The 26,712-nt window shown below is 63.9% G+C and carries 24 protein-coding genes; 12 read left to right on the forward strand and 12 right to left on the reverse strand.

Features of this window, described 5'->3' with window-relative positions; genetic code table 11:
• Nucleotides 1–57 precede the first annotated feature (57 nt).
• Nucleotides 58–1,431 (reverse strand): peptidase M16, encoded by a 1,374-nt coding sequence (locus tag Tel_00555; GenBank protein ALP51749.1) that lies wholly within the window; start codon nt 1,429–1,431, stop codon nt 58–60.
• Between the two features lie 288 nt (nt 1,432–1,719).
• Here Tel_00555 and Tel_00560 point away from each other — a divergent pair, with 288 nt between their 5' ends.
• The 7 genes from Tel_00560 to Tel_00590 all read left to right on the forward strand — a co-directional run bounded on the left by Tel_00560 (nt 1,720) and on the right by Tel_00590 (nt 8,177).
• Complete coding sequence (locus Tel_00560; GenBank protein ALP54677.1) at nt 1,720–2,715, forward strand: cell division protein FtsY; 996 nt, start codon at nt 1,720–1,722, stop codon at nt 2,713–2,715.
• 33 nt (nt 2,716–2,748) lie between these two features.
• Nucleotides 2,749–3,438, forward strand: coding sequence for a cell division ATP-binding protein FtsE (locus Tel_00565; GenBank protein ID ALP51750.1), 690 nt, complete (start codon nt 2,749–2,751; stop codon nt 3,436–3,438).
• Nucleotides 3,419–4,456 carry a hypothetical protein gene (locus Tel_00570; GenBank protein ID ALP51751.1) on the forward strand — a complete coding sequence of 346 codons (1,038 nt, stop codon included), beginning with the start codon at nt 3,419–3,421 and terminating at the stop codon, nt 4,454–4,456. The genes Tel_00565 and Tel_00570 overlap by 20 nt, the downstream gene beginning before the upstream one ends.
• 185 nt (nt 4,457–4,641) lie before the next feature.
• Nucleotides 4,642–5,508, forward strand: a complete 867-nt coding sequence (locus Tel_00575) for an RNA polymerase factor sigma-32 (GenBank protein ID ALP51752.1) — start codon at nt 4,642–4,644, stop codon at nt 5,506–5,508.
• A 124-nt stretch (nt 5,509–5,632) separates the two neighbouring features.
• Nucleotides 5,633–6,475, forward strand: a complete 843-nt coding sequence (locus Tel_00580; protein ALP51753.1) for a hypothetical protein — start codon at nt 5,633–5,635, stop codon at nt 6,473–6,475.
• Nucleotides 6,476–6,536: 61 nt separating this feature from the next.
• The gene (locus Tel_00585; GenBank protein ID ALP51754.1) at nt 6,537–7,559 is read left to right on the forward strand and encodes a hypothetical protein; all 1,023 of its coding nucleotides are present in this window, start codon (nt 6,537–6,539) and stop codon (nt 7,557–7,559) included.
• Between the two features lie 30 nt (nt 7,560–7,589).
• A complete protein-coding gene (locus Tel_00590; protein ALP51755.1) occupies nt 7,590–8,177 on the forward strand; it encodes a hypothetical protein in 588 nt (195 codons plus the stop codon).
• A 64-nt stretch (nt 8,178–8,241) separates the two neighbouring features.
• Here Tel_00590 and Tel_00595 read toward each other — a convergent pair whose 3' ends face one another.
• The 6 genes from Tel_00595 to Tel_00620 all read right to left on the reverse strand — a co-directional run bounded on the left by Tel_00595 (nt 8,242) and on the right by Tel_00620 (nt 18,255).
• Entirely contained in the window at nt 8,242–8,589 is a 348-nt protein-coding gene (locus tag Tel_00595; protein ID ALP51756.1) for a hypothetical protein, read from the reverse strand.
• A 9-nt stretch (nt 8,590–8,598) separates the two neighbouring features.
• On the reverse strand, nt 8,599–9,645 hold the full coding sequence (locus tag Tel_00600) for a hypothetical protein (GenBank protein ALP51757.1): 1,047 nt from the start codon (nt 9,643–9,645) through the stop codon (nt 8,599–8,601).
• A 63-nt stretch (nt 9,646–9,708) separates the two neighbouring features.
• Entirely contained in the window at nt 9,709–12,807 is a 3,099-nt protein-coding gene (locus Tel_00605; protein ALP51758.1) for an acriflavin resistance protein, read from the reverse strand.
• On the reverse strand, nt 12,804–13,982 hold the full coding sequence (locus Tel_00610; protein ALP51759.1) for an RND transporter: 1,179 nt from the start codon (nt 13,980–13,982) through the stop codon (nt 12,804–12,806). Before Tel_00610 ends, Tel_00605 begins: the two co-directional genes overlap by 4 nt.
• 187 nt (nt 13,983–14,169) lie before the next feature.
• On the reverse strand, nt 14,170–17,460 hold the full coding sequence (locus tag Tel_00615) for an IMP dehydrogenase (GenBank protein ID ALP51760.1): 3,291 nt from the start codon (nt 17,458–17,460) through the stop codon (nt 14,170–14,172).
• 12 nt (nt 17,461–17,472) lie between these two features.
• Complete coding sequence (locus tag Tel_00620) at nt 17,473–18,255, reverse strand: peptidase (GenBank protein ID ALP51761.1); 783 nt, start codon at nt 18,253–18,255, stop codon at nt 17,473–17,475.
• 284 nt (nt 18,256–18,539) lie between these two features.
• On the opposite strand from Tel_00620, the gene Tel_00625 reads away from it, so the two are divergent.
• Both Tel_00625 and Tel_00630 read left to right on the forward strand, forming a co-directional pair.
• Nucleotides 18,540–18,749 carry a hypothetical protein gene (locus Tel_00625; protein ALP51762.1) on the forward strand — a complete coding sequence of 70 codons (210 nt, stop codon included), beginning with the start codon at nt 18,540–18,542 and terminating at the stop codon, nt 18,747–18,749.
• A 117-nt stretch (nt 18,750–18,866) separates the two neighbouring features.
• On the forward strand, nt 18,867–19,742 hold the full coding sequence (locus Tel_00630; GenBank protein ALP51763.1) for a hypothetical protein: 876 nt from the start codon (nt 18,867–18,869) through the stop codon (nt 19,740–19,742).
• Here the strand turns inward: Tel_00630 and Tel_00635 are convergent.
• From Tel_00635 to Tel_00655, 5 genes are all read right to left on the reverse strand, one after another.
• Nucleotides 19,739–20,443: a hypothetical protein gene (locus Tel_00635; GenBank protein ALP51764.1), complete on the reverse strand. Its 705-nt coding sequence runs from the start codon at nt 20,441–20,443 to the stop codon at nt 19,739–19,741. The genes Tel_00630 and Tel_00635 overlap by 4 nt on opposite strands.
• A complete protein-coding gene (locus tag Tel_00640) occupies nt 20,444–21,331 on the reverse strand; it encodes a malonyl-[acyl-carrier protein] O-methyltransferase BioC (protein ALP51765.1) in 888 nt (295 codons plus the stop codon).
• Between the two features lie 149 nt (nt 21,332–21,480).
• Entirely contained in the window at nt 21,481–22,257 is a 777-nt protein-coding gene (locus tag Tel_00645) for a hypothetical protein (protein ALP51766.1), read from the reverse strand.
• Between the two features lie 150 nt (nt 22,258–22,407).
• Nucleotides 22,408–23,556 carry an 8-amino-7-oxononanoate synthase gene (locus tag Tel_00650; protein ID ALP51767.1) on the reverse strand — a complete coding sequence of 383 codons (1,149 nt, stop codon included), beginning with the start codon at nt 23,554–23,556 and terminating at the stop codon, nt 22,408–22,410.
• A 159-nt stretch (nt 23,557–23,715) separates the two neighbouring features.
• Complete coding sequence (locus tag Tel_00655; protein ALP51768.1) at nt 23,716–24,753, reverse strand: hypothetical protein; 1,038 nt, start codon at nt 24,751–24,753, stop codon at nt 23,716–23,718.
• 76 nt (nt 24,754–24,829) lie between these two features.
• Between Tel_00655 and Tel_00660 the strand changes: the two genes are divergently transcribed.
• From Tel_00660 to Tel_00670, 3 genes are all read left to right on the forward strand, one after another.
• Complete coding sequence (locus Tel_00660; protein ID ALP54678.1) at nt 24,830–25,540, forward strand: hypothetical protein; 711 nt, start codon at nt 24,830–24,832, stop codon at nt 25,538–25,540.
• 213 nt (nt 25,541–25,753) lie between these two features.
• On the forward strand, nt 25,754–26,287 hold the full coding sequence (locus Tel_00665) for a hypothetical protein (GenBank protein ALP51769.1): 534 nt from the start codon (nt 25,754–25,756) through the stop codon (nt 26,285–26,287).
• A gap of 47 nt (nt 26,288–26,334) precedes the next feature.
• The gene (locus Tel_00670) at nt 26,335–26,709 is read left to right on the forward strand and encodes a hypothetical protein (GenBank protein ALP51770.1); all 375 of its coding nucleotides are present in this window, start codon (nt 26,335–26,337) and stop codon (nt 26,707–26,709) included.
• Nucleotides 26,710–26,712: the final 3 nt, after the last annotated feature.

The following is a 26,712-nucleotide window of genomic DNA, read 5'->3' on the forward strand; positions in this document are numbered from 1 at the left end:
GAAAGAGTCTGAGTTCTCGCTTGAGCATGATACGAATCCTGTTCTGTTTTTGTTCGATTAGTGACGCAGGCCGGGGGCGGGGCGGGGCGCTTGCTTGCCGTCCAGCGGCTGGGGCTTCAGCACCGCCACAGTCAGGTGTTCGTCGACCAGATATTTGCGCGCCACCGCGCGCACCTGCTCGGCCGTGACTTGCTGGATGCGTTCGGCGTATTCATCGGCCAGGCGCCAATCCAGGCCCACGCTCTCGAGGCGGCCGATCTGCATGGCTTGGTAGAACACCGAGTCTAGTTGATAGACCTCGCCGGCGATCACCTGGGCCTTGATGCGGGCCAGTTCGTCGGTGCTCACCAGCTCGTTCTTGACCTTGTCGATCTCCTTGCGAATGGCCGTTTCCAGCTCGGGGATGGTGTGTCCCTGGGCCGGATTGCCGTCGAACAGGAACAGAGTTTCCAGGCGCGAAAAGGCGCTGTAGCCGGCGCCGGCATTGGCGGCCACCTGCTGGCCGCGCACCAGGTTCTTGGCGAAGCGGGCGCTGTTGCCGCCGTCGAGAATGCTGGCCAGCACGTCCAGGGCGTAGGGCTCGTAATCGTCGTCGTCGCCGGGTTCTACCACCGGCGCCTTGTAGCCCATGATGAGATAGGGGAGTTCGGCCGGGACCTTGACGCTGATACGGCGCTCGCCGCGTTGCGGCGCCTCTTCACGCGGTTTGGGCGGGGTAAGGTTGGACATGGGCTGCAGCGGCCCGAAGTGTTTCTGCGCCAGGGCGAAGACCTGGTCCGGATCCACGTCGCCGGCCACCACCAGGGCGGCATTGTTGGGGGCGTACCAGACCTGGTACCAGGCGCGGATGTCGTCGGCGGTCATGTGTTCCAGATCGTTCATCCAGCCGATCACCGGCCAGCGATAGGGGCTGGTGAGGAAGGCACTGGCGTTAAAGGCCTCGTAGGTCAAGGCCTCGGGATTGTCCTCGGTGCGCATGCGGCGTTCCTCCATGACCACCTGGATCTCCTTGGCGAATTCCTCATCCAACACCTTCATGTTGCGCATGCGGTCGGCCTCCAGCTTCATGCTGATCTCGAGGCGGTCCTTGTGCAGGCGCTGAAAATAGGCGGTGTAATCGCGGCTGGTGAAGGCGTTTTCCTTGCCGCCGTTCTCGGCGATGATGCGCGAGAACTCGCCCGGGCCGTACTTTTCCGTACCCTTGAACATCATGTGTTCCAGCACGTGGGACACGCCGGTGATGCCGTTGTACTCGTAACTGCTGCCGACCCGGTACCAGACCATGGTGGCCACTACCGGGGCGCGGTGATCTTCCTTGACGAACACCTTCATGCCGTTATCCAGGCTGTATTCGTGGACCTCGGCGGCGGCGCCGGCAGGGACCGCGAAAACGGCGCACAACAGCGCCAAACAGGTCACTTTTATTTTCATGCATGCTTCCCTTTGTTGATCTGCTTGCGTGTCTGGGGTGAAGGACACTTGTGGTAGCATATCCTATCCCAGCGTGGTCCAGGTTTCGACCGCGGGACCAATCAAGAATTCATTCAACGACATGCTCTTAAAACCAGGGGTTTTATGTTTGGTTTTCTAAAAAAGGATAAAGGTGACGACGCGGCCAAGCCGGTCGATACCGAGTCGAACGCGGCCGCTGCCGACACCGCAGCGCCAGTCGAAACGTCGGCACAGGAAGAATCAACCGGCGCACCCGCGCCGCAAGCGGTGCACGCACCGGCGGAAGAACACCGCAGCGCCGAATCCGCCGACCCGCCGAAGCCCGCCAAAACGGGTTTTTTCGGCCGTTTGAAGGAACGTCTCAGCCGTACCAGCAGCAACATCAGTGAAGGCGTCGCCAGCCTGGTGATGGGTAAGAAGACCATCGACGCCGAGGTGCTGGATGAGCTGGAAACCCAGCTGCTCAGCGCCGATGTGGGCGTGGAGGCCACCATGGCGATCATCGAGGACCTCACCGCGCGCATGAAGCGTAAGCAGCTCAACGATGTGGATGCCTTGTTCGCCGCATTGCGCGACAATATGCTCGAGATCCTGCAGCCGGTAGAACGGCCGCTGAGCTTGGAGGCGCAGACCCAGCCCTATGTCATCCTCATGGTCGGCATTAACGGTGCCGGCAAGACCACCACCATCGGCAAGCTGGCCAAGCGTTTCCAGAGCGAGGGTAAGTCCGTCATGCTGGCGGCCGGCGACACCTTCCGCGCCGCGGCGGTGGAACAACTGCAGACCTGGGGTGAGCGCAATAACGTGCCGGTGGTGGCGCAGCAGCGCAATGCCGATCCGGCCTCGGTGGCCTTCGATGCGGTGCAGGCAGCCAAGGCGCGTCAGGTCGATGTGCTCATCGTCGATACCGCCGGCCGCCTGCATACCCAGTCCAACCTGATGGAAGAGCTGAAGAAGATCAAACGGGTGATGGGCAAGCTGGACGAACAGGCCCCGCATGAGGTGTTGCTGGTGCTGGACGGCGGCATCGGTCAGAACGCCGTGGCCCAGGCCGAGCAGTTCCACCAGGCCGTGGGGGTCAGCGGCCTGGCGCTGACCAAGCTCGACGGCACCGCCAAGGGCGGCGTGGTATTTGCCATTGCCAAGAAGCTGGGACTGCCCATCCGCCTGATCGGCGTGGGCGAGGGCATCGACGACCTGCGCGATTTCAAGGCCGATGAATTTGTCGACGCGCTATTGGTCAGACCCGAGACGGAGGCCTAGTCCGCAGTTCTCACCGGGATCGCGGCAGCCGGCATGATTCATTTCAGTAATGTCACCAAGCGCTATACCAATGGCTACGAGGCCCTGAACGAGGTCAGTTTTCACGTCGGGCGGGGTGAGATGGTGTTTCTCACCGGCCACTCGGGCGCCGGCAAAAGCACCCTGCTGAAAATGATCCCCCTCATTGAACGCCCCAGCGCCGGTCAGGTGATCATTGACGACAAACACCTGGGCCGGGTCAAACGCCGTCATATCCCCGCGCTGCGGCGCGACATCGGCATCATCTTCCAGGACAGCAAGCTGCTCAACGACCGCAATGTCTTCGACAACGTGGCCCTGCCGCTGCTGGTCTCGGGGGATCATCATCCGCGTGAGGTGGGCCGGCGGGTGCGGGCCGCGCTGGACAAGGTGGGCCTGCTGAGCCGCGAGCATGATTTTCCCATATCCCTCTCCGGCGGCGAGCGTCAGCGCGTCGGCATCGCCCGCGCAGTGGTCAATCGCCCCAAGCTGCTGCTCGCCGACGAACCCACCGGTAATCTGGACCCGGCCCTGTCGCGCGAGATCATGGCCCTGTTCGAGCAGTTCAACCAAGTGGGGGTGACCGTGCTGATCGCCTCTCATGATCTGGAGTTGATCGGGCGCCTGGAAAAACGCATCCTCGCCCTGCGCCGCGGGCGGATGGTGGCGGACCAAGGAGGCGAGCTTGGCGCGCAGACGGGTTAACACGGGGGCGAGTCGCTCGGCGCCCAAGCGCGAGGCCAAGCCGGCGCCGCTCAAGCGCGGCCCGGCCGCTAAGCGCAGCGGCCGCGTCGGTATCGGGCGACGGCTGCGCAATTATTTCGGCCTCCATTTTCACGTCCTGACCACGTCCCTGGCCCAGCTGGGCCGCTCCCCGGGCGGCAATCTCATGACCGCCCTGGTGATCGGCATCGCCCTGGCCCTGCCCGCCACCCTGCATGTATTTCTCGACAAGATCGCCGGTCTGGGCGCCTCGTGGCAGGAATCGGCCCAGGTCTCCCTGTTCCTCAAGCCCGACGTCTCCGAGCGGCGCGCCGCCCAATTGATGCAGGAATTGGGCGCTTGGCCCGAGATCGGTCGTCTGGACTACATCAGCCCGCAGCAGGCCCTGAGCGACTTCAAGCAAAACTCCGGCCTGGGCGACGCCCTGGCCCTGCTCGACGACAATCCCCTGCCCGGCGTCGTGGTCGTGGCCCCGGCCATGGCCCACCAGGCCCCGGCCGCCGCCGAGGCCTTGCTGGCGCGCCTGAGCCAGCTGCCCGAGGTGGAGCTGGCCCAGCTCGATCTGGAATGGGTGCAGCGCCTGCACAGCCTGATCGGCCTGGCCCAGCGCGCCGTGTTGCTGCTCGGCGGCCTGTTGGCCCTGACCGTGCTGTTCGTTATCGGCAATACCATCCGCCTGGCGATCCAGAGCCGGTATGACGAGATCGAGGTGGTCAAGCTGATCGGCGGCAGCGACGCCTTTGTGCGCCGCCCGTTTCTCTACAACGGCATGTGGTTCGGGCTATTTGGCAGCCTGTTGGCCTGGCTGTTCGTGAATCTGTTGTTGTTCAGCCTGAACGGTCCGGTGCGGCAGCTGGCGCGGCTCTACGGCAGCGACTTCTCCCTGGGGCTGGTGGATATCAGGACCACTCTATTATTATTGCTGCTCGGCCCGCTGCTCGGCCTGCTCGGCGCCTGGCTCGCCACCGGACGTCGCTTGCGCGCCATAGAGCCCGCCTAAGATTTTGATTTTGCGAGATTAATCGTCGGAACTTTGGGGTCGGTTAGCACTCATAGGGATTGAGTGCTAGAATATTTTGCAAGCAATTCTTGGAGTGGCAGCAGTGGATTCGCACTGGCAATATGCCGGCTCGGGGTCTACATTTCTAAACTCGGAAAACTTATTCAAAGGGGTATCACATCGATATGAACGACAGCATGGGTAAAGGCATGGATTTGGCTTTGGCCCTTCCGACCCACAGCATTGAGGCCTACCAGGCGGCGGTCGCCCGCATCCCGGTGCTCAGTGCCGAGGAAGAGCGTGAGTTGGCCATCCGATTACACCGTGACAACGATCTGGAGGCGGCGCGCCGCCTGGTGCTGTGCAACCTGCGCTTCGTCGCCTACATCGCGCGCAGCTACCGCGGCTATGGACTGCCCGAGGCCGATCTCATCCAAGAGGGCAGCATCGGCCTGATGAAGGCGGTCAAGCGCTTCGATCCCGACATGAACGTGCGCCTGGTCTCCTTCGCCGTGCACTGGATCAAGGCCGAGATTCACGAATACATCCTGCGCAACTGGCGCATCGTCAAGGTGGCCACCACCAAGGCGCAGCGCAAGCTGTTCTTCAACCTGCGCAAGGCCCGCGCCCGCCTGGGTTGGATGAGCGAGGACGAGATCCAGACCGTGGCCGCCGACCTGGGCGTGAGCGAGGACAATGTGCGCGAGATGGAGTCACGTCTCAATGCCCACGACGCCTCCTTCGATCCCTTCACCGCCGCCGGCGATGACGAGGAGATCGGTGCCGCGCCGGTGGCCTATCTCACCGATCAGCGCCTCGATCCGGCCAGTGAGCTGGAACAGGATCAATGGCAGGCCCAGAACGAAGAGAAATTGCACGGCGCCCTGCAGCAGCTGGACGAGCGTAGCTTCGACATTCTCAGCAGCCGCTGGCTGGCGGAGCGCAAGGCGACCCTGCACGAACTGGCCGATAAGTACGGCGTCTCCGCCGAACGCATTCGACAGTTGGAAAACAACGCCATGAAGAAACTCAAAGGCACCATGGCGACCTGATCCGCACCCCCTACATCATCAAACGACTGCCGGGCCCGCGCCCGGTTTTTTTTGGCCGATCAAAATACAAGCCGCCTCGGTTACAATGCCGGGCATTCTGAAACAACCGTTGGGAGTAACAAGCATGAGTGTGGACGCCCTGGGCTGGAGAGCGCGTTTTCTCATCATCCGCAGCAACAAATTCTTCGAAATCGCCGTGATCAGTATCATCATCCTGTCGGCCATGATGGTCGGGGTGACCACTTACGACATCGGTCCCGGCTGGATGGGCGTGCTGAAATTTTTCGATATTGCCGTCACGGTGTTTTTTCTCGTCGAGTTATTGATTCGTATGGCGGCGGAAAAGCGCTTTCGAGACTTTTTCAAAAACGGCTGGAACATTTTCGATTTTCTGGTGGTGAGCGCTAGCCTGATCCCGGTGGACGAAAGCGAAATGGTGTTGGTGGCACGGCTGTTGCGCATCTTCCGGGTCTTGCGTCTGGTCTCCATGATCCCCGAGCTGCGCATACTCATGGATGCCCTGGTCAAGGCCGTGCCGCGTATCGGTTATGTGGCCCTGCTGATGTTTATTATCTTTTACATCTACGGCGCCATCGGCAGCTTCTGGTTCGAAAAGATCAATCCGGTGCTGTGGGGGGATGTGAGCATCGCCATGCTGACCCTGTTTCGCGTCGCCACCTTCGAGGATTGGACCGATGTCATGTACGAGACCATGGAGGTCTATTCCTTCAGTTGGGTCTATTATCTGACCTTCATCTTTCTCACCGCCTTCGTGTTTCTCAATATGATGATTGGCGTGGTCTTGGATGTGATGCAGAAGGAACACGACAAGCTCAGCGTCGAACAGGGCGAGGGCGAGGCCGGCGAGGTGCATTGGATACGGGAACACACTGCCGAGATGGAACAGCGCCTGGAACGCATGGAGGGCATGCTGGAGCAGTTGACCCAGGATCAGCCACGCCGCTGATGCGCACGGACAATCTTTGTTAAGCTGATCCCCCAGCCAGGCGAACAGGCGGTTTGTCATTATGAAGCGGTTTCAATGTCACTGCGGTCAAGAGGTCTTTTTCGAAAACAGGCGGTGCCAGCGCTGTGGTCGTCATCTGGGCTACGATCCGCAGCGCGGCACCATGGTCGCCCTGGCACAGAGGGGAGGGGACGGCTGGTGGTGCGAGGAAAACGGGGTGGCCTATCGCCTCTGCGGCAACCGACTCAACTACGGTGTCTGCAACGGCCTGGTGGAGGTGGGCGACAGCAATCCACTGTGTGTCGCCTGTCGCCTCAATCGCACCATCCCCAACATCTCCATCCCGCAAAACCTGGAGCGCTGGGGCCGTATCGAGCAGGCCAAACGCCGTCTCATCTACGGTCTGTTGGAACTGGGCCTGCCCTTAGAGGCGCCGGTGGCCGGTTATCCACGCGGCCTGAGTTTTGATTTTCTCGAAGACCAACGCAGCAATCCGGCCGTGCCTCAGGAATTTGTCACCACCGGCCATTTCAAGGGCGTGATTACCCTCAATGTCTTGGAGGCCGACGATGTGCAACGGGTCTGGCAGCGTGAGCTGAGCAGCGAACGCTATCGCACCGTGCTGGGTCATTTCCGCCACGAGTCGGGACACTATTATTTCGAACTGCTGGTGCCTGATCGCCAGGGCTTCATGGCCCTGTTCGGTGACCCCGGCCAGCCCTACGGCCAGGCCTTGCAGCGCTACTACAATCAAGGCGCCCTGGCGGGCTGGGAGAACGACTACATCAGCGCCTATGCCAGTGCCCATCCCATCGAGGACTGGGCCGAATGCTTCGCCCACTATCTGCACATGCTGGATACCCTGGAGACCGCCGCCGCGCGTGGGATTATAGTGCCCTTGTCGGATGTCGAGCCCATCGACCGTCTGTTGCAGCGCTGGGACACGTTGGCAGTCAGCGTCAATGAACTCAATCGCAGTCTGGGCCTGCAGGACGCCTATCCCTTCGTTGTGACCCCGGCGGTGGCGGACAAGCTGCGCTTTGTAGATGCCGCCATCGGCCGCTACGAGGCTGTCCCGACTTAAGTCCTGTTGCCATCTCCCGATAGAGTGGGGATGATCCCACTGTATCCCTATTGCCGCCTATTCCTGCTCCTGCTGACGTGCCTGAGCTATCCGACGTTGGGCAGTGCCCAGACCCCGCTCAAGGTCCATGATAAGTGGGGCGGGGAATTCACCCTCACCGATCAACACGGCCAGGCGCTGAGCCTGTCGGACTACGCCGGCAAGGTGGTGTTGCTGAGCTTTGGCTATACCCATTGCCCGGATATCTGTCCCACCACCCTGTTCACCCTGAAGCGCCTGGTCCATGCCCTGGACGAAGATGGGGAGCGAGTTCAGGTGTTGTTTATCACCCTGGACCCGGCGCGTGACACCCCCGAGCGCCTGCGCGAGTACATGGCCTATTTCGACCCCGGCTTCGTCGGCCTCAGCGGCAGCATGGCCGAGACAAGGCAGGTGGCCGAGCAATACGGCACTCGCTTTGAAAAGGAAGCGGGGGAAACGGCGGGGGAATACAGTCTTGCGCACACCGCCATCATCTATCTCATCGACCCTCAAGGGCGAATCCGCGCCTTCTACAAGCTCAACGCCCCCCTGCAGACCCTGGCGGTCGATGTGCGACGTCTGCTGGCGGGTGAGTGACCGGTCACGCCGGTGTGCCAGCGGGATGGGCGAGAAAAAAATTTATCGCATAATGCGAAAAAATCTAATCTTCTGACAAGAGTCGGACCCGGGCGGCGCCCGTCTGTTTGTCGATAATAAACTCAAGCTCGCAGTATTCCGGCTGCACTGCCGCCGGTGTGGGGTCGTCTGCACAGCTGCAGCCGGCGACCGTGCCGGCATAAAAGATCCCCGCCTTCACGCCGACAACTGCGCCGCGATCCGACACGGCGTTGACCATCACCTGGAACGGTTGATCCAGGGCATAGCTGCTGCTGGACAGGGCTTGTTGCAAGGGCAGCTGCGCCACCGACAACTGCTCGATCTCCGACTTCAGGGTGTCTTCGAAGTCGGCTGTTCCCCAGCGCGCCATGGCATTGCTAAGCTTGAGCACGCTTGCCGCCTAAAAGTTCGGTGTGCCCCACTCGCCATGGCTGGCGTTGAGCCGGCTGTTGCCGGTGGGGGCGGTGTCCGCCGTCACCAGGCGGTAATGGGTGTTGACCGTACCGCCCGGCAGACTGTGCTCCAGTTCCAGCATGCGCCGGTCCAGGATGGGTGGGGCGCCGTAACTGCGTACCCCGGCCCCGGCGAGCACCTCGCCCAGGGCGGCGCCTACGGCATTCATGTCGCTGCCCAGGGTGGCGAGCTGGGTCGTGCCCTTCACCGCATTGCGCGCCCAGGAGCGCTTTTCCAGCTGACGGGTCAGTATGCGCAGATCTCGCTTCAGGGCGGCCTTGTTAGTTTGAATGCTGAAGAATTTTTTCAGCTTCGACGAGGCCTCCAGCAGATAGGCGTCTTCCAGGATCTCGGCGAGCCGTTCACCGATCAGCAGATTGCGGTTCGGTGCGATGCTTAGGCCCGGCACCTCTTCCACGCGCGTATAAGCCGAGAATATGGATTCCAACAGCGCCAGGCGGGCCCCGGCCTCGCCCTTGACCTTGCGCGCCTCCAGCCGGGCGAAATTCTGGCGCGGCACATCCAGGTTGAAGGTGACGCCGGCACCGCTGCGCGAGGCGACGATCATCAGATACAGCGGCCAGGCGATGAAATCCAGATACGCCGGCCGCGCCACCGCCTGCTGGATGGGCTGGAAATATTTTTGCACCGCCTTCCAAACATTCTCGCTGCGATCGGCGAAGCCGGTGTGCTTGCGCAGGGTCGGTGAGAGCGTCGCGCGAATGCGCCGCGGCTGCATCCACAGGGTTGGATGGGGGCGGGGAATGGTGAGCTTGGTGGAGAGGGTGGCCACTAAGGCGCGCGCGTGCAGTTCAAAGGCGTCGCTGTAGCGCTTGAGAAAATGGTCGCGCCACTGGGGCAGCGGCGGCTTGCGGGTGAGGAAGTTGACATTCCATTGGCTGAATCGCTCGTCCTCTTCCGTTTCTTTTTCGTCGCCGGACGGTGGTGGGGGCTCCCACAAGGTCAATGTGCTTACCAGCCGGTGATCGCTCATGGTTGAGGCGTCCCTGAATCCTTTAATTCAGTAACTATAGTGCAAACACCTCAATACCGCGCCTCACGTCGTCGACGGCGCCGCGTGCCGCTGCGCCCGCCCGCCGTGCACCAGGGAGTAGACCACCGGGATCAGCGCCAGGGTGATCAAGGTCGAGGAGAGCAGACCGCCCACCACCACGCGCGCCAGCGGCGCCTGAGCGTCGGCCCCTTCGCCGATGCCCAGGGCCAGGGGCAGCAGGGCCAGGATGGTGGTGCACGTGGTCATCAGCACCGGGCGCAGCCGCCGCCGCCCCGCCTCGGCCACGGCGGCGTCGATGGCCAAGCCCTCGCGCCGCAGCCGTCCGGCCTGGTCCACCAGCAGGATGGCATTGTTCACCACGATGCCGCCCAGCATGATGCAGCCGATGCCGGATTGCAGATTCAGGGTCGTGCCGGTGAGAAACAGGGTCAGCAGCACGCCGATGGCCGCCAGGGGCACGGTGAGCATGACGATGAGCGGGTCGATGAAGGACTCGTACTGCGCCGCCAGCACCATGTAGACCAGCGCCAGGGCCAGGATCAGGGCCGCCAGCATCTCACCAAAGGCCTTCTGCTGCTCCTCGACGTTGCCGGCGATGGTCAGGTCGTAGCCCTCGGGCCGGGGGATGCGGTCCAGGCGGTCCTGGATGGCCGCGGCCACCGAGCCCAGGTCGCGCCCGGCGACATTGCCGCTGACCGTCACCACGCGCTGCTGGGCCTGGCGCTGGATGGTGACCGGGCCGGTGCCGGCCGCGCTGCTAACCAGGTTGCGCAGCGCCACCAGACCCTCCTCCGGGGTGCGCAGGGTGAGGTCGAGTATTTCATCCAGGGAGCGCTGCTCGGCGTCGGCCAATTGCACCAGGATGCGATAGGAATTGCCCGCCACGCGGTACTCGCTGGCCTTGGCCCCGGCCACGGCGATCTGGATGGCCTCGCTGACGTCGCGCACGCTCAGGCCCAGGTCGGCCACTTTGGCCCGGTCCACCTCGATCTCTTGCTGCGGGATGCCGGCCTCGCGGCTCAGCGCCACGTCGGTGATGCCGTTCACACCTTGCATGGCCTCGGCCACCTGGCGCGCCAGCAGGTCCAGGGTCTCCAGTTCGAAGCCGCGCACCTCCACCGTCACCCCTTCCTCGCTGCTGAGCAGCCGCTCCAGCAGGAACTGGCCCTGGGGGGCGCGGGTGCGGATGGTCATGCCCGGGATCTGGCCCTCCAGTCGTTGACGCAGGGCCTCGGCGATCTGTGTGTTGGAACGCTCACGCGCCTTGGCCGGCACCAGGGAGAGGCGGATCTCCGTTTCCGCCTTGGCGCTGCCGCGGGTGCCTGAGGCGGTGATGCTCACCACCGAGGAGACCGCCTCGGGCACGTGGGCGAAGACGATCTGCTCCATGAGGCGCGACTGGCGGTCGATCAGCTCCAGCCGCGTGCCCACCTCCATCTCGCCGCTGACGCGCACCTCGCCCTCGTCGCTGGGCGGGATGAACTCGGTACCCAGCAGCGGTGCCAGCGGCAGGCTGGCGGCGAACAGCAGCAGGGCCACCAGCAGGGTCGGCCAGCGCCGCCGCAGCAGGCGGGCGAGCAGAGCGCCATAGCCGGTCTCCAGCGCCGCCAGACCGCGGCCGCTGGTGGCCGCCAGGCGCGCGCGCCAGCCCTGGCGTTGGGGCTTTGCGCCGCGGCGCAACAGGCGCGCCGCCAGCATGGGCACCAGGGCCAGGGCCACCAGCAGGGCGCAGGCCAGGGAGAACATGATGACGTAGGCCAGCTCCTTGAACAGCACCCCCGAGACCCCTTGGATGAAGATCAGCGGCAGAAAGATCACCAGGGTGGTGAGGGTGCCGGCCAGCACCGCTGAGGCCACGCCGTCGCTGCCGCGCACCGCCGCCTCTTCAGGGGGTTCGCCGCGCTCGCTGTGGTGGCGGAAGATGTTCTCCAGCACCACCACCGAGCTGTCCACCATCAAGCCCACCCCCAGGGCCAGGCCGCCCAGGGACATGAGATTGAGGGTGAAGCCGCCGAAATAGAGCAGCCCGAAGGTGGCGATGAGCGAGATGGGGATGGCCAGGGCGATCACCAGGGTGCTGCGCAGATTGCCGAGAAAGAACAGCAGCACCAGCACCGCCAGCAGGCCGCCGTAGAGCAAGGACTGGGCCACGTTGGCGATGGCCCGTTCGATGAAATTGCCCTGGTTGATCACCGGCACCACCTGGATCTGGGGAAAGGCGCGGTTGATGGCCTCCACCTCGGCCAGGATGCCCTGGGCTACCTCCACGGTGTTGGCCCCCGGCTGTTTGCGGATGGCCAGGCGCAGGCCGCGCTCGCCATTGATGCGGATGATGCGGGTCAAACGTTCGTAGGTGTCTTGCACTGCGGCGACCTGTCCCAGGGTCACCGGCACGCCGTCGCGGCGGGTGATCACCGTGGCGCGGATCTGGTCCAGATTACGGAACTCGGCCGGGGCGCGCAGGGTGACTTCGTATTGGCCTGCCTCGATCTTGCCCGCCGGCAGGTCCAGGTTGGCGTCCTCGATGGCGGCGGTGATGTCGTTGAGCGGCAGGCCCAGGGCGTTGAGCTTGACCGGGTCCAGGGCCACGCGCACCTCGCGCGTGAAGCCGCCCCAGGGGTCCACCTGGGCCACGCCGGGCACGCGCGCGAAGCGGTAGCGGATCTGGTCCTCCACCAGCTGGGTGAGTTCCACCGGGTCGAGGCGGCTGGAGATGCCCAACAGCACCACCGGAAAGGTGTCCACGTCGAACTTGCTCACGCGCGGGCCGATGATGTCGTCCGGCAGTTCGCTGACCTCGTCCTCCAGGGTGGCCTGCACGTCCATCGCCGCGGCGTTGATGTCGGTGCCCCACTCGAAGCTGACCCGTACCCGGCTGTTGCCCTCGTAGGACTCGGAGGTGAGCTCCTCCACCCCGGGCACGGTGGCGATGATCTCCTCCACGATTTGGGTCACCAGGCGCTCCATTACCACCGGATCGGCGCCCGGGTATTCGGTGCGCACGGTGATGGTGGGCAGCTCGATGCTGGGTAGCAGGTCGATCTGCAGTCGGCTCAGGGCCATGCTGCCCAGCACCACCACCATCAGGGTCACCATGGTGGCGAACACCGGGCGGCGCACGCTGGCACGGGCCAGATTCATTCGGCGCCGCTGCGGGTGATGGCGCTGCCGTCGTCCAGCAGCTGCTGGCCCAGGGTGACCACCCGGCCGCTCAGCCGCTCACCTGTGATCTGGACCCTGCCGGCGTCGCTGATGCCCACCGTTACCGGCCGCCAGTGTGCCCGCCGGCCGTCGGCGCCGACGACGAACACCCCGGTCTGACCGTCGCGCTTGGTCAGGGCCTGTTCCGGGACCACCCTGGCCTCTGCCACCGACGCCAGTATCACCTGGGCGCGGGCGAACATGCCGGGCTTGAGGCGCAGGTCGGGATTGGCCACGTGCACCTCCACCCGCGCCTGACGGGTGTTTTCGCGAAACACCGGGGCGATGCGGGCGATCCGGCCGGAAAAGGTCTCACCGGGGTAGGCGTCGGTGCTCAATGCCACGGCCTGTTGCGCTTGCAGCCGGGCGTAGTCGCGTTCGGTGACGAAGAACACGGCGGTGACGGGGTCGAACTCGACGATGCGCAGCAGCGGGGCGTTGGCCGACACTGTCTCGCCCTCGTCCAGAAAGCGTTCGGCCACCACGCGACTGTCGTTGCCGCCGCGCCAGGCGGCGCGCACCTGGGTGTAGCCCAGGCGGATGCGTGCCGCCTCCAGTTGCGACTCGGCGCGCATCACCTGGGCCTGGGTGACCTGGACGTGGGCCTCACGGGCCAGTTGCGCCGCCTTGGCCACGTCGCGCTGGGAGGCGGAGCTGACGCCGCGTTCGCTGAGCTGGTCGAGACGCTCCAGCTCGCGCTCGGCGATCACCCGCTGGCTGCGCGCCTCGGCCAGATTGGCACGCGCCACCGCCAGGTCGGCCTCGGCCTGGGCCACGCTCTGGCGATACTCGGCGTCATCCAGGCGCGCCACCACCTGGTCGCGGCGGACGGCGTCGCCCAGGTCCACCTCCAATTCGACCAAGCGACCGTCGACCTTGGGCGAGACGGTGAACTCGGCGTGCGCCTCCAGGGAGCCGGTGAAACCGCGCCGCAGGGCGATGGGACGCTGTTCGATGAGGGCGGTTTCCACCGGCACGGGGCGTGTCTCGTCACCCCCGGCGGGTTTGGCGTCGCCATCATCAGGGGCCTGCAAGCGCGGGTAGGCGAGCCAGCCGAGACCCCCGACCACCAGGACCAGCAACAGGGTCGTCGGTAACAGTTTTTTGAAAGGCATGCGGGTTCCGGGTAACTCCAAAGTGACGTGCCTGGCAAGATAACCGGAGTGGGGCGGTTTGTTAAGCGTTTGTCCGAACCGGTCACAGGGGCCGGGCGACCCATATATCTCCTCTCCCCCTTGAGGGAGAGGGGCACCCGCTAGCCGGTGGCATAGGATGGGTGGCGCGCAGCGTCACCCATCCGACTCAGCCTGGCCGGTAACGCAGATCCAGGGTGCAGGGAAATTCGGGATTGGGCAGTTCTTCGCGCGGCAACAGGGGGCCGGTGGAATGGCCGTGATCCCAGAAGCGGGCGATGCGACGCGCCTCGGCCTCATTGGCATTGACCGGCAGGCGTTCGTAGTTGCGGCCGCTGGGGTGGGCGACGTGATAGGTGCAACCGCCGATGCTTTTCCGGTTGGCCAGATCGACAATGTCGAACACCAGCGGGGCGTCGGCGGGCAGGCGCGGATGCAGGCCGAAGGTGGGCTGCCAGGCCTTGAAGCGTACCCCGGCGACGTATTCGCCGTTGACCTCGGTGGCCTGCAGCGGCACGCGCCGGCCGTTGCAGGCGATGCAATAGCGCTCCGGGTTGAAACGGCTCACCTTGACCTGCAGCCGTTCCACCGACGAGTCGACGAAGCGCGCCGTGCCCTGGGAGGTGACCTCTTCGCCGAGCACGTGCCAGGGTTCGATGGCGCCGTGCAGTTGCAGCTCCATGCCCTGTCGTCGCAGTTCGCCGTAGTGGGGAAAGCGGAATTCGAAAAAGGGGGCGAACCAGGCCGGGTCGAAGTTGAAGCCCGCCTGTTTTAAATCCTCCAGCACCTGATGAAAATCCTGCTGCACGTAGTGGGGCAGCATGAAACGATCGTGCAGGGTCGTGCCCCAGCGCGCCGGACGTTGCCGGAAAGGCCTGTGCCAGAAGCTTGCCACCAGGGCGCGCAGCAGCAGCATCTGCACTGCGCTCATGCGCCAGTGGGGCGGCATCTCGAAGGCGCGGAATTCCAGCAGGCCCTGGCGACCGTGGGGGCCGCCGGGGTTGTAGAGCTTGTCGATGCAGAACTCGGCGCGGTGGGTGTTGCCGGTGATGTCCACCAGGAGGTTGCGGAACAGACGGTCCACCAGCCAGGGTTCGGTGACCTCGCCGGGTGCCAGCTGCTGGACGGCGATTTCCAATTCATACAAGGCATCGTCGCGCGCCTCGTCCACCCGCGGCGCCTGCGAGGTGGGTCCGATGAACATGCCGGAAAAGAGATAGGAGAGCGCGGGGTGGTGCTGCCAGTAGAGCGCCAGGCTGGCCAACAGATCGGGGCGGCGCAGAAACGGGCTGTCGACCGGGGTGGCCGCGCCCAGGGTGACGTGATTGCCCCCGCCGGTACCGGTGTGGCGGCCGTCGAGCATGAATTTTTCCGTGCCCAGGCGGGTCAGGCGTGCCTCTTCGTAAAGGGTCGCGGTGTTTTCCACCAGTTCGCGCCAGTGGTGGGCGGGGTGGATGTTGACCTCGATCACGCCCGGATCGGGGGTGACGGCCAGCTTGCGCAGGCGTGGGTCGTGGGGTGGCTCGTAGCCTTCCAGGTCGATGGCGAGATTGCACTGGCGTGCCGTCGCTTCGAGGGCGCCCATGAGCTCGATCCAGTGTTCCAGATGGGTGAGCGGCGGTAAAAATATCCACAAGCGGCCGTCGCGGGGTTCGACGCAGAGGGCGGTGGGCGGGATTTCCTCCAAATCATCAACATCCGCCGCGGCTTGCTCGCTGAGGGGCTGGGTCACGGGCGCCGTGGGTTGGAACAGGCTGTAGCGCCGCGCGATCTCGCTGGCCGAGACCAGCGGTGTGCGTGCCTCGAAGCCGTCGCGCGGCGGCTCGGTCTTGCGCCGCGTCTGTTTGGGCAGGGCGTCCAGCGGCAGGCGCAAACCCATGGGCGAGTCGCCGGGCAACAGGGTGAGACGCTCATTGCGCAGCGGCCAGCGGGCGCTGTGCCAGCGCCCATGTGCGCTGGCACAGCGCAACGGCAGGGCGTAGCCGGCGACCGCGTCCAGGCCCCGGTTGAGTAGCCGTGCCAGGCGCCGCCGTTCCAGCGGGTCCTTAAGGTCGGCCCGGTGCGGGTCCATGTCTACGGGCAGTGAATTTTCGGCGTGCAGGTAGTGGGCGGCGTCCTCATAGGCGGGCATGAGTGCGGCGTCGCTCACGCCCAATGTGCGCGCCAGGGTCTGGGCGAAGCGGCGCGCCTCGCCGATCCCGATCTTACGCGTGTCGGCCGGTGACAGCAGCGCCGTGTCATGCCACAGCGCTTCGCCGTCGCTGCGGAAAAAACAGCTGTAGGCCCAGCGCGGCAGCGCCTCACCCGGGTACCACTTGCCCTGGCCGTGGTGCAGCACACCGTGGGCGGCGAAGCGCCGGCTCAGCCGTTGCAACAGTTCGCGCGCCAGGCGCTCCTTGCGCGCTCCCAGGGCGGCGGTGTTCCACTCGGCGCCGTCCGGGTCGTCGATGGAAACGAAGGTGGGCTCGCCGCCCTGGGTCAGGCGTACATCCTGATCCTGCAGGCGCTGATCGACCTGCTCGCCCAGGGCCATCACCTGTTGCCACTGCGCCTCGGTGTAGGGCTTGGTGACGCGTGGGTCCTCGTGGATGCGGGTGACACGGTTGTCGAAGTGAAACACGGTCTCACAGGGTTCCACCAGGCCGGTGACCGGTGCGGCGGCGCCGGGGTCCGGGGTGCAGGAGAGGGGAATGTGACCCTCGCCGGCGAACAGGCCCGAGGTGGGGTCCAGCCCCAGCCAGCCGGCGCCGGGGACGAAGACTTCGGCCCAGGCGTGCAGGTCGGTGAAATCCGTGTCAGTGCCGGAGGGGCCGTCGAGGGATTTGACATCGGCGGCGAGCTGCACCAGATACCCGGAGACGAAACGCGCCGCCAGGCCCAGGTGGCGCAGGATCTGCACCAGCAGCCAGCCGCTGTCGCGGCACGAGCCGGTGGCGGTTTGCAGGGTCTGTTCGCAGCTTTGCACGCCCGGTTCCATGCGGATCAGGTAGCCGATCTCCTGCTGCAGGCGCTGATTGAGGTGGACCAGAAAGTCCACGGTGGGCGTCGCCTCGCGTTTGACGCTGGCGACCCACGCGCGCAGCAGGGGGCCGTCCTCGCGAATCTTGAGATAGGGGGACAGTTGGTGGCCCAGCTGTTCGTCGTATTCAAAGGGCCAGTTGTCGGCGTACTCCTCGACGAAAAAGTCGAAGGGATTGATCACCGTCATCTCGGCGATCAGCTCCACATCGACGCTCAGACGGGTGATCTTTTCCGGGAACACGTAACGGGCGACGAAGTTACCGAAGGGGTCCTGCTGCCAGTTGACGAAGTGGCTTGAAGGCTCGACCTTGAGGCTATAGCTGTGGATCGGTGTGCGGCAGTGGGCCGCGGGACGCAGTCGGATCAGGTGGGGCGACAGGCGTACCGGCCGGTCGTAGTCGTAACGGGTCTGGTGACGAATGGCGACGCGGATCGACATACCCTAAGCGCGCTATGTGTTGTTTTCGTTGCTGATGGCCTGCAGCGGTGGGATCTCTTCGCTGCGCTCCTCCCAGTCCAGTTGGGGCAGTTCGGCAAAGGACAGTTTGAGCGCCTCATTCCAGGCCTGGCGGATGTCACGCAGGTATTCGTCGTCCTCGTCCAGGCGCATGTAATGATTTCCCTCGAAGGTGTCGCTTTCGTAGACCAGCAGTTCGATGGGCGGGCCCACCGTGGCATTGGACTTGATGGTGGAATCCATGGAGACGATGCTGCAACGCGCCGCGTCACCCAATGAGGTCTCGCGCGTCAGGATGCGATCCAGAATGGGTTTGCCGTACTTGCTTTCGCCCACCTGAAGAAAGGGATTTTCGTCCGAATCGGTGATGAAGTTGCCGGCCGGGTAGATCATATAGATGGCCGGCGCAAAGCCCTTGATCTGGCCGCCGAAGATCAGGGTGCAGGAGGTGTCCACATTGCTGCCGGCGGCGGACGACTTGGCGCTGGCCTGCTCCTCGCCGCTGATCTTGCTGACATAGCGCGCCGCTTCCACCATTTTTTTGCAACTCAGCAAATTGGTGGTGTCGGGCTCTTCCAACTCGTGCTCGATACGGCTGATGATGGCCTGGGTGGTGGCCAGATTGCCCGCGGTCAGGATGACGAACATGCGGTCCGCCGCCGGGTTGTAGACATGCATCTTGCTGTAGGTCGAGATCATGTCCGGCCCGGCATTGGTGCGCGAGTCAGAACAAAACACCAGCCCGTCGTTGACCGAAATGGCAACACAATAGGTCATCGCAACATCCCTAAATTCGTATGTCGGGCTAGTTTAGCCGACTTCGGCAGGCCATGCCGCAGGTTTTTGCATAGCCACATGCCTGGCCGGGGATCCGGGGAATTTTCTAATGCGCTGAATGAATTGGATAAATTTGACTGATTTGGGCGGATATCGGCATGCAAATTTTTTCCATGCTGCGTCGCAATTGAGCTGTTATGATTTGCCCCAGGCCATGGGAGTCATGTGGATGGCAAGGCTATAGAGTCTTGCGCTTTGTTCAACCAAAAACAGGATCATTTGCCATGAGTGACACGCCTAAATCCGATGCCGGGAGAGATGTGCATGACAGCGTCATTGAATCGCTGGCCATGCAATACCAGTTGGACGAACACCATATCCGGCGCCTGTACGAACAAGAACTGAGCAAGCTCATGTCAGATAGTCGCGTCACGTCGTTTCTGCCGGTGCTTTGCAGTCGGCACGTGAAAGAGAGATTGACCACGGATAGTTAGAGTGGCTTCGGTGTGCGCAGTAACGCCGAGACATACACATGAGGCGCGCTTAGCCCGCGCCCTGTTATTGTGAGAAAATGCGCCGTTCGCCCATGAATGTCACCGCGATTTTCTTACATGACCGACAACACGCACAGTGCCGCCAAGGGAATAGTTTTATCGCTGCTGGGCTTTAGCCTGCTCTCCTTCGGCGATACCACCATCAAGTACCTGAGCAGTTATTATTCGACGTATTCCATCGTCTTCTACAATTCATTGTTCGGCTTGATCGTTCTGCTGTTGCTGTCGCCGTGGTTGGGCGGGATCAAGAACACGCTCAAGGACGGACGTCGCGGTTTGCATGTATTGCGCGGCGTGTTGGTATTCGCGCAGCTGTCTCTGATCGTCTATGCCTTCACGCAACTGTCCCTGGCCACGGCCTACGCCATGGCCTTTATGGCGCCCATTTTCTCCGCCCTCTTGGGCATACCCTTATTGAAAGATCGGGTCAGCCTGCGTCATGTGTTGGCCATCGTGCTGGGTTTTGCCGGGGTGTTGATCATTTTGCGTCCCGGCCTGATCCCCTTGGAGCCGGCCTCGCTGGCGGCGCTGGCCTCGGCGCTGTTCTTTTCCCTGGTCAATATCACCGCGCGCTACATGCGCGACAGCAATCACACCCTGCTCTCCTGGGCCTTTTATCCGCACCTGGTCATCATCGCCATCCTGATGCTGGTCTTTTTCGACAAGCTGCAGGGGCCTCGTTTGCAGGACCTGGGCTATCTGGCCTTCATGGGCGGGGTCTCCGCCTTCGGCGCCATCGCCATCGCGCGCGCCTTTGCCCATGCCCGCACCGCCACGGCGGCCTCGTTCCATTATGTGCAGATGGTTTGGGGGGTGGTGCTGGGTTATTTCTTCTTTGGCGACCGCATCGATCTGTGGACCGCCGTGGGGGCGCTGGTGATCATTGCCAGCGGCCTGTGGTTGATGCGGGTGGAGCGCAGTGTGGTGGTTTAGATGGCCCAGTCCGGTCTGAGCGTATTGCGCGCCGGCGGCAAGCTCAGCCGGTCGGCGATGGCATTTACATCCAAGTGTTCGAGATAGGGGATCCGACCCAACAGCGGGGCTTCGATCATGCGCTCCAGGGTGGCTATATTCTCATCCAGACGAGCCATTTCCGGCGTGAGTTGATTGGCCACCCAGCCGGCCAGCGGCAGGCCGCTGGCGCGGATCGATGCCACCGTAAGTAGGGCGTGATTGAGGCAGCCCAGACGCAGGCCGACGACCAGGCACACCGGTAACGCCAATCGTTTGGCCAGCTCGGCCATGGTCTGGAAATCATTCAAGGGCACCTGCCAGCCACCGGCGCCTTCCACCACCACGCAGTCGCTTTGGGCGGCGATGGCTTGAAACTGTGCGTGCAGGGTTTCGATATCCATGCGCATCGCCGCTTCGGCGGCGGCGATGTGGGGGGCGATGGCCGGTGCGAAGGCGTAGGGATTGATCTGGTCGTAGGCCAGTTCCACGTTGCTGTGCCGTTGCAGCAGCAGGGCGTCTTCGTTGCGCAGGCCGGCGCCGGTTTGCGCACAACCGGCGGAGACGGGTTTCATGACGCCGACCGTGTGGCCGCGGCGTTTCAAGGCCTCGACGATTCCCAGACTGGTCCAGGTCTTGCCGATGTCGGTGTCGGTGCCGGTGATAAAATAACCGTCCATCATCTATCCCCGTTTAAGTTGGGATAAGGGCACATGCACCGTACCGTCCTCGTGCACTTGTCCCGCCCCCACATCACTGCCCCAGGCGTGACCATACACCACCTCATAGGTCGCCGGCAGCAGTCCCGCGCTGTTCCTGAATTGCTCGTAGGCGGCCAGCATGTGTTGCAATTTTCGCTTACCGGTAAGCCCGTGATGGCGACCGGCCGAGACATTGTGCGCGCCCATGGCCTTGAGGTCGCGCATCACGCCCATGCCGTCGGCATAGGTCAGGGTGAGGCGCTCGGCGTCCATCACCGGTTCGGCCAGCTTGGCGCGCATCAGGGCATCGCCGATGTCGTGCATGTCGATGAAGCTGTTGACGTGCACGGCGTCGTCCACCGCGCGCCAGGCCTGGCGCAGCTCGGTGAGGGTGTCGGGGCCGAAGCTGGTGAACAGTAGCAGGCCGTCGGGGCGCAGCACGCGCTGGAATTCGGCGAAGGCCCGGTCCAGGTCGCTGCACCACTGGATGGCGAAGTTGGAGAACACCATGTCGACGCTGTTGTCGGCCAGGGGCAGCTGTTCGGCGTCGCCGCAGACGAAGCGCTGTCGGCCCAGCCAACGCTCCACCAGACGCCGCCGTTGGCGCGCCCGTTTGAGCATGCGCGGGGCCAGGTCGAGGAGGATCACCTCGCTGCCCTTGTAGCGCTTGGCCAGGGCCGCGCCCAGCTCGCCGGTGCCGGCCCCGATGTCGACGATGGCGCGCGGCTGCAGCTTGATCAGATCGAGCCGTTCCAGCAGGCGGCGGCCGACCTCGCGCTGCAGGATGGCGACTTCGTCATACGCGGCCGCGGCGCGGTCGAAGGCGTCGCGCACCAGGCGTTTGTCGAGTTGATAAAGCGTATTGTCCATATTTTTGTCTGCTAAAAAGTTTTACCGCAAAGGACGCGAAGGCGCGCTAAGCGTGTAGTCGGTCCGGTTCTCTGCGATGTGAATTCACGCTGCATGCTGTCCGCGCGGTTCGAAAATTCAACTTCGCGTTCCTTGGCGTCCTTTGCGGTTCAATAATTTTTCTCCATAAAGGCCCCGAGCGGTTTTAAAAATTCATCCGTATGCGAAAAAAACGGGATATGCCCGGCCTGGGGCAGGATGTCGATACGCGCCGTCGGGACCCGGGTCCCGATGGCCTTGGCCGCGGCCACCGGCACCAGCATGTCGCGCCCGCCGAGAATGAACTGCAGCGGGCGCTGTATCTGGTTAAGGCGCGGCCGCAGGTTGGTGCTGCGCAGGATCTCCAGCCCCAGCCGCAGTGCCTCGGCCTGCGGCGGGGGGCGGGCGTCGACCAGGGCGCGCATGGCGCGCAGTTGGTCCTTTTCGTCCGCCGTGCCGCGCACCTGCAGGGCGAGGAAACGTTTCAGGGTCTGGTCGGTGTGCTTGACCAGGTTCTCAGCGAACTGGGCCAGACTCTTTTCCGGTGTGGCATGGGGCCAGTCGTCGCTCTGGATGAACTGGGGCTGGGCGGCCACCAGGGTCACTTTGTCGATCTGTTGCGGCCAGCGCAGCATGGCATTGAGCGCGGCCATGCCGCCCAGGGACCAGCCGACCCAGGCGGCTTGGGGTGGCGCGCTGTCGAGCAGCAGTTGCGCCAGTCGGTCGAGATCGAAGCCGCCGGCGGGCAGCGGGCTGTGGCCGTGGCCGGGCAGATCGACGACGGTGAGGCGATAGCGATGTTGCAGCGCCTCGACGACCGACTGCCAGATGCCGCCATGCAGCCCCCAGCCGTGGATCAGGAAGAGGTCGGGGCCGTGGCCATGGGTTTCGGTGTGCAAAAATGCCATGGTGGTATCAGCTTTTTACCGCACAGGACGCGCAGGAACGCGAAGTCGGACGAATTGCATTTGCAGCACATGCCGGCTGTTTAATATTGATAATGACCAGAGTTACGATTTTATCTTGGCGACCTTCGCGTCCTGTGCGGTAAAACAATCTCATGCCACCATCTCCAGCACGGTGAGCAGTTGATCCACGTCCACCTCGCGATGGGCGGCGGAGAGGGTGATGCGCAGCCGGGCGCCGCCCTCGGGCACGGTGGGCGGGCGGATGGCGCTGACGAGGATGCCCTGTTTCAGCAGGGCCTGGCTCAGGGCCACGGCCTTGTCATTGTCGCCGATGAGCAGCGGCTGGATGGGCGTCTGGGATTGCATCAGGGTCAGCCCCAGTTCTTCCGCGCCGCGGCGAAAACGTTGGATCAGGCTCTGTAATTTTTCCCGCCGCCAGGTGTCGGTCTGCAGCAGCTTGAGACTGACCCGGGTGGCCTCGGCTACGGCCGGCGGCAGGGCGGTGGTGTAGATGTAAGGGCGCGCCTTCTGGATCAGGAATTCGATCAGCGCGTCGGACCCGGCAACGAAGGCGCCGAAGCTGCCGAAGGCCTTGCCCAGGGTCCCGACCAGGATGGGCAGCGCGTCCATGCCCAGGCCGAAGTGTTCGGCCGTGCCGCCACCGTTGGCCCCCAGCACGCCGAAGCCGTGGGCGTCGTCCACCATCAGCCAGGCGTCGTGCCGTTTGGCTGTGGCGGCGAGCTGGGGCAGGGGGGCGAGATCACCGTCCATGCTGAAGACACCGTCGGTGACGACCAGTTTTTCACCTGTGGTGCGCTGCGCCAGTTTCCCGTCCAGGGCCGCGCCGTCGCCATGGGCGTAGCGCTGCAGCCGCGCCTGGGACAGCAGTCCGCCGTCCAGCAGCGAGGCGTGGTTGAGGCGGTCCTCGAAGACATGGTCGCCGCGGCCGCAAAGGGCGGCGATCACCCCCAGGTTGGTCATGTAGCCGGTGGAGAAGAGCAGGGCGCGGGGGCGATTGGTAAAGGCGGCCAACTCCGCTTCGAGGGCGTGATGGGCCGTCGTGTGGCCGTTGACCAGGTGCGCGGCGCCGCTGCCCAGGCCCCAGCGTTCGGCCCCGGCCTGCAGGGCCTTGACCACCTCGGGGTGGTTGGCCAGGCCCAGGTAGTCGTTGCTGCAGAAGGCGAGCACCTCGCGGCCGTCGGCATGGCCGTAGACGCCGGCGGCGTTGGCCATGATGCGGCGTTGGCGGTAGAGGCCGGCCTGGTGGAGGCGGGTGAGTTCGGTGTTTAAGTCGCGCACTGGGTTAACGTCTGAGGTCGGCTAAATCCCCCCTAGCCCCCCTTTTACAAAGGGGGGAATAGGGCTGTGGTGGACTCGAGATGTGGCGATAGCAGCGTAGCCTCCCCCTTTTCTAAAGGGGGATTGAGGGGGATTTAACTGCTTTCCATGTCTCCTCACTCAAACGGCCGCCGCAGCCTTGTTCTGCTGTGCCCGCCGTTGCTGGGTGTCGCCGCGCACCTCGAGCTTGAGGTCGCGGATCATCTTCAGGTCATCGTCCACGCTGCGCCCCTGGGTGGTGAGGTAGTTGCCGATCATCACCCCGGAGGCGCCGGCCATGAAGATCATGGACTGCATGTCGCCCAGGAACTGGCGTCCGCCGGCGATGCGGATCTCGGCGCGCGGCAGCATGTAGCGGTAGCTGGCGATGGCGCGCAGGATCTCGTGGGGCGTCATGGGGGTACGGTTGCCCATGGGGGTGCCCACGACGGGGGCGAGGAAGTTGAGCGGCACCGATTCCACATCCAATTGGCGCAGGGTTTCGGCCATTTCGATGCGCTGGTCGAGGGACTCGCCCATGCCCAGGATGCCGCCGGCGCAGACGCGCAGACCGGCGGCGCGGGCGTTATTGATGGTGTCGATGTTGTCCTGATAGGTGTGGGTGGTGCAGACCTGGTCGAAGAAGCTTTCGGCGCACTCCAGATTGTGGTGGTAATTCTCCATGCCCAGGGCCTTGAGTTTTTGTGCGGATTCCTGGGTCAGGGCGCCCAGGCTGGCGCAGCGGCCGATGTCGCTGCCCGCGTCCATGGCGGCGAAGTACTCCTCCAGCTGGGCGCTCTCTTTGTCGGAGCGCACGCCCCAACCCTTGGAGACCACGCCGAAATCGCTGGCGCCCCATTCGCGCGCCTGTTGCGCCTGGGCGACGAGGTCGGTGGCGGGAATGTAGTCGTAGGCCGGGGCGGCCGTCTTGTGGTGGCCGGACTGGGCGCAGAACGAGCAGTTTTCGGAACAGTTGCCGGAGCGCACATTGGCGATGGCGCAGACCTCGATCTCGTTGCCGCGGAAGGTCTTGCGGATGCGGTCGGCGCCGGCCATGAGCCAGGGCAGATAGTCGTCGTCGAGGCGGATCATCCAGCGGCCTTCCTCGGCCGTCATCTCGCCGCCGCCCAGGATGCGTTGGGTAATCTGGTCAATCTTGCTGAAAATCGCGTTGTCCATGCCGGTGTCCTTGTAATAGAGTGGCTAAAACGTCATGGGGGTGATGTTAATGGCTCGGGGGCGGCTGTCAACCAAAATAACTCTGCAGGTTAACGGCTGGCTAAAACATGCTCACGACTGGCTGTTGCCGGCCCGTTGCATCCTCTGTGGTCGCGCGGGCCATAACGGTCGCGATGTGTGTCAGTGCTGCGCCATGGAATTGCCTTATCTGCGCAGCGCCTGCCGCCGCTGCGCCATCCCCCTGTCCGAACCCGGTATCTGCGGCCGTTGCCAGCAAAAGGCCCCCAGCTTTGACAGCGCCTACGCGGTTTTCGACTACGGCCCGCCCGTGGCCCAGTTAATTCAGGGGCTCAAGTTCAACGGCAAGCTCTACAACGCCCGCCTGTTGGGCGTACTCATGGCTGAGCGCTTGGCGCAAGTGACGGCGGATGCGCCGGATATGCTCATCCCGGTGCCCCTGCATCCCGTGCGCCTGCGCCAGCGCGGCTTCAACCAGGCGCTGGAGTTGGCCCGGCCCGTGGCCCAGGTCCTGGGCTTGCCGTTGCAGCCTGAATTCTGCCGCCGGCGACTGGCCACCACACCCCAGACCGGGCTGGACGCCAAGGCCCGGCGGCGCAATTTGAAGCATGCCTTTGCGGTGTGCGGCGCGCCGGTGGGCCACGTCGCGCTGCTGGATGATGTGATGACCACCGGCACGACGGTGGAGATGCTGGCACGGACCCTGAAACGGGCCGGGGTGGAGCGCGTGGATGTGTGGTTGTGCGCCCGCGCCGCGCTGCAAAGCTGACCTGGAAAACCGGCGGGTGGTGGTCTAATGTAATACGGTTGTGGTTCGAAAAGGCTCAGGAACTTTTGCGCTCTGGGTCTCGTCTACACCGTGATACTATTAGCCCGCTGCTAGGATGTGCGGCCCGGAATTGTTCCGCGGCCGATAGCAAAATACATTGAATTTTCAGGGAGTTTGGAAATGAAATTGCGAGCGAGTGTTGCGGCATTGTTAATGCTTGCGGGCGCCGAGGCCGGCGCGCGGGAGCTGGACCTGAGTCTGAGTAATGATACGGCGCTGGTGCGTTACGCCACGCCGATCAGCTACAGCGGTTATGGTCAAACCGACGCCGAAGTCGGGTTTATGTACACCGAGTCCGACGATGTGATGATTGTCGGCGGCATCGAGATGATGGGCGAGGCTGGCAGCCATGCCCCCGGTCTGCACTTCGGTGTGGGGGTAAAGGGCTATGGCGTGTCCCTCGACAGCGGCGCCGATGTGGGCTCCATCACCCTGGGCGCCAAGGGTTGGTACGTGCCGCCGCAGTTCAACCGCATGGGCCTGGTGGCACAGCTCTATTTCGGGCCCGATGTAACCACCTTCGGTGACGCGGAAAGGTTTTGGGATTTCAGCGGTCGTGCCGAATACGAGGTGCTGCCCGAGGCGGCGGTTTACGTGGGCTACCGCAAGGTGCGCACGCGCCTGGAGAACAATGTCGATGTGGACCTGGATAAGGGCTGGCACATCGGCTTGAGGATGTCGTTCTAATCTAATCCCGCCTTGACGCGGGTGGTGTCGCAACAGACGGTAAGCATATGAGCGCAGCGGCGATCGCACACTATGTCGGTAACATGGTGAGGTATGATCCTCAGGCCGTGCAACGGCTGCGGGATGCCACCGCCCAGGCGCGCCAGCAGCAGCAACAGCCCAGGCTGGTCCAGCGCGAGGCGGGCGCTGCCGCCGAACACACCCTGGAAGGGGAACTGCTCAACAAGCAGGGGCGGCAACACGATCAGTCGCCGGCGCTGAGCGAAGAGGAATACCTGGCACGACATGAGCAACAGCATTCCCGTGCCTCAGAGGGCTATCAGGCGCCGGCCCAGCGCGCCATCGCCGCCTATGAGACCGCGGCGCAGCTAAGCCAGCCGGCCGATGTGGACCGGGTCGGCAGGTTGGATGTCTACGCCTGAGGG

It is taken from the genome of Candidatus Tenderia electrophaga (assembly GCA_001447805.1).
Taxonomy (GTDB): domain Bacteria; phylum Pseudomonadota; class Gammaproteobacteria; order Tenderiales; family Tenderiaceae; genus Tenderia; species Tenderia electrophaga.